This window comes from Synechococcus sp. UW179A (assembly GCF_900473965.1).
In the GTDB taxonomy this organism is placed as follows: Bacteria; Cyanobacteriota; Cyanobacteriia; order PCC-6307; family Cyanobiaceae; genus Synechococcus_C.
Map to the genome: position 1 here is coordinate 205,579 of NZ_UCNJ01000025.1, position 9,837 is coordinate 215,415.

7 protein-coding genes are annotated in these 9,837 nt (G+C 54.9%); 3 read left to right on the top strand and 4 right to left on the bottom strand.

The features are described from left to right. Positions 1–104: 104 nt before the first annotated feature. The 3 genes from DXY31_RS12795 (at position 105) to DXY31_RS12805 (ending at position 3,336) form a co-directional block, all read left to right on the top strand. Positions 105–404, top strand: coding sequence for a hypothetical protein (locus DXY31_RS12795; RefSeq protein ID WP_114994114.1), 300 nt, complete (start codon positions 105–107; stop codon positions 402–404). Continuing rightward, the gene (locus DXY31_RS12800) at positions 370–663 is read left to right on the top strand and encodes a hypothetical protein (protein WP_114994115.1); all 294 of its coding nucleotides are present in this window, start codon (positions 370–372) and stop codon (positions 661–663) included. The genes DXY31_RS12795 and DXY31_RS12800 overlap by 35 nt, the downstream gene beginning before the upstream one ends. 174 nt (positions 664–837) lie before the next feature. Next, positions 838–3,336, top strand: coding sequence for a GH116 family glycosyl hydrolase (locus tag DXY31_RS12805; protein ID WP_114994116.1), 2,499 nt, complete (start codon positions 838–840; stop codon positions 3,334–3,336). Between the two features lie 74 nt (positions 3,337–3,410). Here the strand turns inward: DXY31_RS12805 and DXY31_RS12810 are convergent, their stop codons facing one another. The 4 genes from DXY31_RS12810 to DXY31_RS12825 all read right to left on the bottom strand — a co-directional run bounded on the left by DXY31_RS12810 (position 3,411) and on the right by DXY31_RS12825 (position 9,597). Beyond that, on the bottom strand, positions 3,411–4,535 hold the full coding sequence (locus tag DXY31_RS12810; RefSeq protein WP_114994117.1) for a UDP-galactopyranose mutase: 1,125 nt from the start codon (positions 4,533–4,535) through the stop codon (positions 3,411–3,413). Continuing rightward, positions 4,536–5,324, bottom strand: a complete 789-nt coding sequence (locus DXY31_RS12815) for a hypothetical protein (RefSeq protein WP_244279760.1) — start codon at positions 5,322–5,324, stop codon at positions 4,536–4,538. 113 nt (positions 5,325–5,437) lie between these two features. Continuing rightward, on the bottom strand, positions 5,438–6,316 hold the full coding sequence (locus DXY31_RS12820; RefSeq protein WP_114994118.1) for a sulfotransferase family 2 domain-containing protein: 879 nt from the start codon (positions 6,314–6,316) through the stop codon (positions 5,438–5,440). Continuing rightward, positions 6,313–9,597 carry a tetratricopeptide repeat protein gene (locus DXY31_RS12825; RefSeq protein WP_114994119.1) on the bottom strand — a complete coding sequence of 1,095 codons (3,285 nt, stop codon included), beginning with the start codon at positions 9,595–9,597 and terminating at the stop codon, positions 6,313–6,315. The genes DXY31_RS12820 and DXY31_RS12825 overlap by 4 nt, the downstream gene beginning before the upstream one ends. Between the last annotated feature and the right edge of the window lie 240 nt (positions 9,598–9,837).

Consider the following 9,837-nt stretch of genomic DNA (forward strand, 5'->3'; position numbering starts at 1 on the left):
GGTCGCGGAGGATTGCAATCCTCCATTTCGACACCATGACCATGAATTGATCAGCAGGCCGTGGTTCTGCCTGATCGGGATCAGCTCGGTTTTTCGGAGGTAACTTGACGCTATTGATTCTTCCCTCTGTTGTGCTCCGCCCCCTGGTTGTTGCGTTGGTGCTGTCACTGTCGTCTGCCGGTTCTGTTCAGGCCCTGGAGGATTGCAGCCTGATTAAGAGGCTGATGAACACACTCGGCGCCTCGATGGCTCGCAATCGGATGTTGATCGCGGCTTCGCAACAGACTGGAGAAAACAAAGCCCAGGCCGAGCAAGCGAGTGAATTGCTTTCGCGTCAGACCCGCAATTACAGGGATTTGAGGGAGGATTATGAACGCAACAGGTGTGGTCGTGACTGGGAATGATGCACAGATAGAGCGCCGTCAGCGACTGCATGAGCTGCTTCTGGCACTCATCGCTCGCCAGGAGGATTTGGAGCTGATGGATGCTGATGGCCCTTCCGGATTGACCAGCTGCGGCGCTGGTGAGGGGCCAGAGGAAGCGGCGCGCTGGTTGGACCGCAACAGACGTGTGTTGCAGCACTACCAATCGCTGGTGCGCACGGCGGTGACGATGGATGCCCTGCTAGACGCCGAGCAGGTTCTGCCCTCCAGGGAGATCTGAGCCATCTGCGCAGAACCATCAGAACAGTGCCATCTGCTGAGAAGGATGGTTGTGGCAACGGCTGGGACGTGCGTTGATCAAACCGCATTCACCATTGCCATTCCGGGATGTTCCTTCTGGCATTGAGCACAGACCGTTCAGGTCTGGCAGGCTGGGGCGACTTTCCGCCTTTCCATGGCTCCGCTTGGACTGACTGCTCTGCGTTCGCTGCTGCGCCGCAGGTCCCGTCCTGAATCCTGGAGTGCACCACAAGCCAGCTGGAGCAGGCCCTTTGGACTGGGTTGGGATCAGCCCTACACCGTCCGTTATGCCAGCAATCTCGATGACGGTCCCAATCACGGCATGCCCCTGGGTGGCTTCGGGGCTGGCTGCATCGGCAGGGCTCCGGATGGCAATGTCAACCTTTGGAATCTCGATGGTGGCGAGCACTGGTTTGGGGTGCTTCCCGACTGTCAGTTCGCCCTTTTTGAGAGCAATGGCAGCAGCCAACGTGCCCATGCTCTGGCGGTGAAGCCGCAGGCGGATGCCTCTAGACCGGAAGCGGCTGATCCACTTCAGGCCTGGGACTGGTACCCCGCCAGCACGCAGGAGCGCAGCACGGGCACCTACGCCGCCCGCTATCCGCTCAGTTGGACGCAGTACGACGGTGTTTACGACGCCGATGTGCGTTGTGAGGCGTTCAGCCCGATTCTTCCCGGCGATTACCAGCGCACCAGTTACCCGGTGGCGGTGTTCGTGTGGACCTTGCGCAACCCCACCAAGAATCCTCTTGATCTCTCGCTGATGCTGAGCTGGCGCAACAGCTGCGGTTGGTTCACCAACACCGATGCCTCGGCTGAAGTGCATTTCCGCGATGACGGCAGCCCGGAGCACAACTATGCCCCAGCGATCGGCCGAACCGAGGGGCAACGCAACCGATATGTGGATGAAGGCAAGCTGCGGGGAGTGCTGCTTGAGGGCAATGTCTCTGCACCGATCGCTGAAGGCGAAGGGCAGTGGTGCATTGCAACAGTCGAGCAACCTGGCGTGAGCATTCAACGCTGCAGCCGCTGGAACCCTGCAGGTGATGGCAGTGAGCTGTGGAACAGCTTCAGCGATGACGGCTCGATTCCCAACAGCAACAATGATCGGCACAGTGGCAATGATGATCCGCTCAGCGCAGCTCTAACGATGAGTTGTCAGTTGGCTCCCGGGGAGAGTATCGAGATCCCCGTGGTGATCAGTTGGGATCTACCGGTTACGGCCTTTGCGACCGGCAGTAAAGCCCTGCGTCGTTACACCGATTTCTTTGGCACTGGTGGCAACCAGGCCGCGGCAATTGCCGCCGAAGCACTACGTGACTGGAAGCAATGGAGGGCTCAGATCGACGCCTGGCAGCAGCCGGTGCTGCAGTGCAGTGAGCTGCCAGAACCCTTACGGATGGCGCTGTTCAATGAGCTCTATGACCTCTGCAGTGGTGGCAGCCTCTGGAGTGCGGCATCACCGGAGGATCCCCACGGTCGTTTCGGCGTACTCGAGTGCCTCGACTACGCGTGGTACGAAAGCCTGGACGTGCGCCTGTATGGCTCCTTTGCTTTGCTGCAGCTTTGGCCGGAGCTGGATAAATCGGTGCTGCGCAGTTTCGCGCGGGCCATCCCTGCGGCGGATGCCACCCAAAGGCCGATCGGTTGGTATTTCACCCAGGGCAAGGGCCGGGTGGAAGCTGATCGCAAGGTGAAGGGCGCAACCCCGCATGATCTCGGTGCGCCCAACGAGCAGCCCTGGGATGCCACCAACTACACGGCCTATCAAGACTGCAACCTTTGGAAGGACCTTGGCAGTGACTTTGTGCTGCAGGTGTGGCGTACCTACAAGCTGGCCCCCAGCGGCGAAGATCTGAGTTTTCTTGCGGAGTGCTGGCCAGCTGCCGTGGAGGCGCTGCGCTATCTCAAAACCTTTGATGTGAATGACGATGGACTGCCCGATAACGGTGGAGCACCCGATCAGACCTTCGACGACTGGCCCTTGAAGGGTGTGAGTGCCTATTGCGGTGCACTCTGGATCGCTGCGCTGGAGGCCGCATTGGCCATTGCTCAAACGCTGCAGCTCAAAACCGGTCTGGAGACCTCCGCTGAGCAGCATGAGTTCGGCGCCTGGCTGGAACAATCGCGCAGCAATTTCGACAAGCTGCTCTGGAACGGCGAGTTTTACGACATCGATGCCGAAAGTGGCACGCCAGTGGTGATGGCGGATCAACTTTGCGGTGATTTCTATGCCCGTCTGCTCGGCCTAGAGCCCGTGGTGAGTGAAGCCAACAGCCGCAGCACGCTCAAGGCAGTGAAGGAAGCCTGCTTTGAAAAATTTGAAGGCGGAACCCTGGGCGTAGCTAATGGTCTGCGCCGTGATGGCACGCCGTTAGACCCCAACGGTACCCATCCGCTTGAGGTGTGGACCGGCATCAATTTCGGCATTGCCAGCTATTTCCAGCTGATGGGTGAAGGGCAAACAGCGGAAGCAATCTGCTCAGCGGTGGTGAATCAGGTGTATGCGGGTGGGTTGCAGTTCCGCACACCGGAAGCGATCACGGCTGTGAACACCTTCCGTGCCTGCCATTACCTGCGAGCCATGGCGATCTGGGGATTGTGGGCAACGCACACGAATTGGCAGGTGATTCCCGGGGCTCAGCGCGGTTGAGGATTTAAACAGCATCGAGACTTTGCTTGTGGAAATTGATGGATTTGAGCAATGCTTGCGTTGTTGGCTTCGTTTTAAGCAGCTTGCGAAGTTATCTGGGCGATGTAATTGCGTGCCATCGTTAAGTGCAGAGAAACTGCAGGCAACATATCGATATAACGAAAGAGTCCCGTGCGTCCGCAAAAAGTGATGTTGGCTTCGGCAGCTGCAAGTGTTTGATAACGTTTGAGCAATTGTTCGGAATCTTTTGTCTTAACCGGGTAGTAATATTCGCCTGGATTCTGTTCAACGCTGCAGGGTTCTTCAAAAGTGATTTGATGAGGGCCAGTCTTGTTGTCTGGGGAGTTGGGGAGCAAAGACCATTGCGTGACACGCGTGAATCGACCATCATCTGTGAAGTTGATCACGGGAGCTGATTGCTGGCTATTGGTGTTGCTTTGATGGAATAGGATTGACCGATAGGGTAAGCGGCCAAAGCAATGGTCGAAATATTGATCGATTGGTACTGAAAGGAAACAGTGCTCGTAGTTTTGTTCCATTGTTTTGCAGAATGTGCGCTTCAGCTCCACTTGGATTAGTGGGTGATCCAGCAGCTGTTCAAATAACGACGTATAGCCGTGGCTAGGTAGTGCTTGAAACGTGTCTGTGAAATAACGATCATCGCGAGTTGTGCGAACAGGCAGTCGAGCGCCGATTCCAATGCCGAGCTTGCTTGCATCAACACCCCACATTTTGCGCGTATAAGGCCGAAAGAATAAATTTGCTAGTTGTTCTCCAACATTTGCCAGGAATAGTTGATCGGAATTAGTAGGCTTGATCTTTGTTTGGCGTAATGAGTCCAGAAAGGTTTGAGTTTCATTGTCATTAGATAATTGAATTTTGAAGATGTCTTCTAAAGTTGTGCGGTTGACCGGTAGAGGTGTCGTTTCTCCGCTTGGAAGTAAGGCGCGAACTCGATGTTCATAGGGAGTCCAACAGCAGAAGCGGCTTAGGAAGGCAACAGCCTCTGAATTTTTATTGCCATGAAGAAGATGCGGGCCATAGCGATGAATGCGCTCGCTCTGCTCATTCAGTTCATCAAAAGCGTTGCCCCCGATGTGGTCTCGCTTGTCGATTAAATGAATGGGTATGCCATTTTCTGCAAGAACTCGTGCAATTGTCGCGCCAGCAAAACCGGCACCAACGACTAAAACTGTCATTCAGCTAGCCACCGCATGTTCCAGTTGTGCGTGATCTTGCTCGTTGACAGCAAATCCCATTGCCAGCATCAATCTCTGTCGCACTAACAATTCTTCTTCCTTGCTCTTTAGTCCGTTGCTGAATCGTTGCTCCACCGAGCCCAAAGGGCGCAGATGACTCATCGGAGCACAATCGATGGCAGCAAATCGCCAATCGCCCAACTCAGCCGCGCACAACGGCAATGCGAAGCGGTCATAGCCGTAGGCGGATTTTGTGGAAACAAGAAATGGCATGGATAGGTCTAAAAGATCGCGGCGAATGAAAGGTGCTTGGTTTTCGACAATCGGCAATCTGTGCAGTGATGTGCAAGCACGCTGCCTTAACCAGGGATATTCACGGCTGCTGGGGCTGTTGAGGCTCAAGGCAGGCTGCGCTGCCAACAGATGATGCATTCGAGATAATGCCAGTACTGTATTGATATCGCTTGTTCTCAGGCAAAGATCATCATCTAAAAATGCAACATAGTGATCTTCTTTGGGCATGTCGAGCTGACGCCATGCTGACTCCATCAACTCACCTTTACACTCCGTCTTCTCACTGATCACATGCCAGTTTTGTGGATTATCCGATTGGGCAATTCCTTGGCCTGTCCAGTCGAAGAGCACAACACGGCAGCCAAGAGGCTGATCCACAATTACACCGTGTTGGCCTTGCTTGCAGGTGATGACGACTAGGTCATCGCTGTAGGCCCCTGGTGCAATCACTGGATCGCCTAATTCGACCGGCTTTTGCTGATTCAGTTGCTCCACAGCCGCTGCCATCTCTGGCAGGAACTGATCACTGTGACTTCCCAAAACCCAGCGTGCCCAGCATTGACGTTCAGCCTCTGATCGATCGCGCAGTAGCTCTGGTAAAACGTTCTTCACGCTGCCCGCTGATCAGATCTCTCTGTGCTCAAAACTGTTTGAGCGAGTTCAAGAAATGCCCAGTCGGCCGCATAAAATTGATGTAGCGCTCTGAGAGCCTCATGAGTGAGATGTTCACGCTTCAAACGTCGCCAGGGATTTTCGTCTTTTAGATCTCTGGAAATATGTTGAGATGTTGTATCGATCTCCATTCCGCTGACTGTTTGCCAGTGCTGCATCAGTTCATTAATATTTTCCATCCCTTGCAATGAGTAATAACAGCTGGGATCACCGCCCAGATAGGCCACCTGAGGAATCGTGTGATGACTCCAGTCGATATGGCAGGGGATCCACTGGCGCAGTTGCAGTGCTACAGCATTCATGACGTAGACGGGGTCGGAGTCATCAGCAAAGCTGGCGACTCCATGCCGCACAAAGAGGTCTCGGTGATACTCCAGGGCTTCTTGATAGGAGGCCTCGTTTTCGGTGTTTGTGCGTAATTTTTGCTCGATTTTGAACCGTGTTAGTTCTACAAGGTGGCTTCTGCAGGCCGATACGAATCGGTCAACTGGGTCTCGCCAGATGGCGATCAGGCCTCGGTGCTGAGCGACGATTTTTAATTCTTCTGGGGTTAGCCAGTAGGTGTGATGGAGTGCTGAACTGTGTGGATCACTGACCAGTTGCTGTTCACGGTATCCCTGCAATTGCAGCCAGACCCGTTTGATCGTGCTGCAACCGTTTTTGGGAACCCAGACGATGGCTGCGTCGTTGCCAAGGGGCAGCAATGGTGTAAGTGTTCCTCCAGCCTGTAAGTGGGTTTGAACGCAGACCCAATCGCTTGTGCTCCTGATCCGCAGACCAGGCATCTGGCCACTAGCCGGGTCTGTCTGGTTCATGCCGCTATAGCTTGATCGCTCTCGCCAATGCCGATCGTTGGGCTGATCGCACTCAAGGGAAGTGGGCGAATGCAGGATGGTTGCTGGCCAACATCAGGCCGCTTGCGACAGATCGTTTCCACTGCAACCTGAAAAGCTTGCGCAACACTCGTGTCTTGGAACAGCTGCTCTTTGCGTTCATTGATCGCAGCACGCATGTCCTGATAGAAGCCCTTATCCTCCAGCAACCGGCAGGAGATGGCGATGTAGTCGTCGACGCTGCTCGCAATCAACTCGGGTAGCTCGAGAACATCGAGCATCGACACCGTATGGCGTCCGCGCATGAAGGCTGTCGGCAGGGTGACCACAGGGCAGTCAAGCGAGAAGGACTGCATTGAGCTGTTGCCACCGTTCCAATCAATCGTGTCGATGGTGTGATGACTGATCGAGAACAGTCCCATGAAGTCTGCGTAATCCAGTCGGGGCAGGATGCGCAGATGGTTCTCAATTTCAAGGCCTCGATGCTCAAAGTGGGGACGTAGGCGCTCATAAAGCCGTTCGGCGATGCTGCCGTTACCCATATGGCCCACCAACACGATGAAGGCTTCGGGATGGCGCTGGGCGATTTCGGCGAAGGTCCAGTCGTTGCGGGGCAAATATTTGAAGGTGCTCTGCAGCGAATTGAGGATCGGCCTGTCGCGGGGTAGATCGAACTTGTCGAACAGCAACTGCCCATCGTGGATGGCAGCAGGTTTCTCGTAGTTCAGGCCTGTTTTGGGCAGGCGGTAGAGGGTTTCGCTGTAGTGAGCCTCATTGCCCTCAGGCTCCATCCCTTCACCGGAGAGGTAGTAGTGAATCGTTTTGGATCCACTGCTGATCGGGTGTCCCCAGCCCTGTGCCTGCACTGGAGCCAATTGCAGAACGGATGTGGCCTTGCTGGCTGGATGCATGCCGATATCGGTATAGATCAGCAGATCCAGCTGATCGTCGAGGATCTGCTGCAACATCGTCTCTGGATTGTCCGCTCGCAGTGGCAGATGGCGGTAGGTGCCGAGATCTGCAAAACGTTGGCTGCCACTGTCTTCGCTGTCGGCAATGTTGTAGCTGAAGATCTCGTATCCAGGATTGCCGGCAATGCCTTCCAGCCATCCCAGAGCCCAGATCGATCCGTTGTGGTTGACCAGATGCGGAGAGATCACACCCACGCGTAAGGGTGTGGTGTCGGCCGGATCGCGTTGGGGCAGGGGTTGCATGAAAGCGCCGAGCTTGGGGCGCAGGATGCGATCGAGGATGCCGGCGTAGAGCTCCTGGAAAGGCCGATCATCTTCCATCTGGTAGGCGAGATAGAAGTTGGTGAGCGACCAGGCATGCGCGTAGAGCTGCTCCCAGGCTGGATCCTCTTGGGTGATGCCTTTCAGAAGCTTGTAAAGCTCCTTGGCATCTTTCTTCCAGCGCTTTCGCACTTTGATGACTTCTTGATCAGTGGAATACAACACCGGCAGCACATGCAGCCTTGTCATCAGCTGAACCCGCCGATCGTCACTGCAGCCGTCAGCTACCTGCAGACCGTCGTCGTAGCGATCAAGCTCTGTCAGGCAAGCAATACGGCCTTGAATGCCCACCACCGCTTCCATTGGTGAGATGTCCTGGCATTGGCAGAAGCGTTCAAATTCTCCAAGTGCCAGATCATGCTGTTTCTTCTGAATCAGAGCCTGCGCCAAGTTCTGGCGGGAGGGTCTGAACTCTGCGTTAATCGAGAGTGCCTGCCGGTAACTGGAAATTGCTGCATCGATGTCGCCGGTGCTGCCCTGGGCCAGTCCGAGGTTGTTCCAGGCATCCGGATAACTTGGAGCATGCTGGAGGCAAAGACGGAAGGCTTCAATGGCCTCTGGATCACGTTTGTGATCACGCAGCAAATTGGCGAGGCAGAACGCAGCAGAGAAACAACTGGGTTGATCGCGAAGTAGCAGGCGCAGTTCGCGTTCGGCATCTGCTGGTTGGCCCGCTTCGAGGAGGCCGAGCGCCAGGTTGTGGCGACACTCACTGAAGTCAGGATGCATTTCAAGGGCTTCTCGGTAAAGGCGCAGACCTTCACCGCTGTTGCCGAGTGATCGGCAGGAGTTCCCGCCGTTGAACAGCACATATGGCGTGAGAAATCCGCTGCTTTGTGCTTTCTCAAAGCAACGCAGAGCTTGCTCGTGGTTGCCGAGTGATGCATGGCCAATCCCTTCGAGGTAAGCCACTTCTCCCGCATGTGGGTGCCCTTGAAGTGAGGCTGCTTGTTCGACGACTTCCTCGGAGCGGTTCTGGCTGATCGCCTCATAGAGATGAGCTAGTCCTGCTTCGGGAGTGTTGTGGTCAGGCCAACTTCCCTGCGGATTCGAGATTGGAGGTAAAGGGGGTTGGGCGAGATCTTGCTGAGCTTTGGCGAGTTGCTGCTGCAGCTCAAACAGTTGTTGATGCAATCCGGCAATCTGGTGATGGCGATCACGAAGTTGTTGCAGCGGATCCACCAATGCGTCTTGATCGACAGCCGCCAGAGGTTTCACCTTGTCGGTTCGCCGGCGAGGCAATGAGTACTCAAACGTCTCAAGATCTTCGCCATAGATGGTTTGGAGTAGAGCAAAGCCTTCTTTTCCATAGGCTTCTTCCCAGCGCTTACCCAGCCGTTGCCGGCAATGGGTGTCGTAACTTTTGAGTTCCTGATTCAGACGCTGAAGCCGTTCAGCCGGTAATAAAGATTTTAATTTTTTTGGCAGCTCTTTCACCAACTGATGGCGATCTAAGCGCAGGTTGAAGAGGTTGCTCTGACCAAGAAAGCGATGCTGTGGCATCAAGTGGCCATCGCTTTGAAGCAGTTCCCAGTGATCACTGAGGTAACTGAGAAAATCCGAGAATCGGCAGGGATCTGACTCATCTTTGCGGCGGGCTGCCTGAACCGAACCGTTCAGGGGCGCATAGGCCGGATCAGCAAGATGCAGTTTGTCGTGCCAGAACGACAGCAAGCGTTCACCGGGATGGCGGGTGACTGCCAATCGCAAAGCATGGGGATCGTTGGTCCAGCTCTCTTGATCTGCCTCGGTTAACTCGCTCAGCGTTTGAAGGCCGTGATTCTGAGCCTGGTGAATCGCCAGTGCAGGCTTGGTTTCACCGAAGGCTGCACCCTCAAAAGGCTCTCTGCCATCTGCGATGACAGCCAAACGTTTCAGCAGAGTGGAGGCCACCTTCGGGATTGGCAGCAGCATCCAACGGGCTTGTCCCACCAGCAATGTGCTGGAAGCAGTTCTCGAATTCACTGCCATTGGAGTTCAGCCGGGGCCTTTAAGGGGGTGACTGTAAAGGGAATTGCTTAAACAGATGTTGTTTATGAAGCAATTGTCGGTTGTTCTTTCGATGGCATTGCCAGAGAGATTGATTCTGATGCTTCTGTGCGTCGATTTGAACACTTTTGACGGCAAGGTCGTTGCGGTTTTTTGTTCAAGTGGTAGCTGACAAGCGAATGGATCGCTCGCAAGTGTGATGACGTCCCTGTGTGTCGAGGT

Coding starts and splice junctions, on each gene's coding strand:
- DXY31_RS12800 (WP_114994115.1), top strand. CDS start 370: ATGAACGCAACAGGTGTGGTCGTGACTGGGAATGATGCACAGATAGAG.
- DXY31_RS12805 (WP_114994116.1), top strand. CDS start 838: ATGGCTCCGCTTGGACTGACTGCTCTGCGTTCGCTGCTGCGCCGCAGG.
- DXY31_RS12810 (WP_114994117.1), bottom strand. CDS start 4,535: ATGACAGTTTTAGTCGTTGGTGCCGGTTTTGCTGGCGCGACAATTGCA.
- DXY31_RS12820 (WP_114994118.1), bottom strand. CDS start 6,316: ATGAACCAGACAGACCCGGCTAGTGGCCAGATGCCTGGTCTGCGGATC.
- DXY31_RS12825 (WP_114994119.1), bottom strand. CDS start 9,597: ATGGCAGTGAATTCGAGAACTGCTTCCAGCACATTGCTGGTGGGACAA.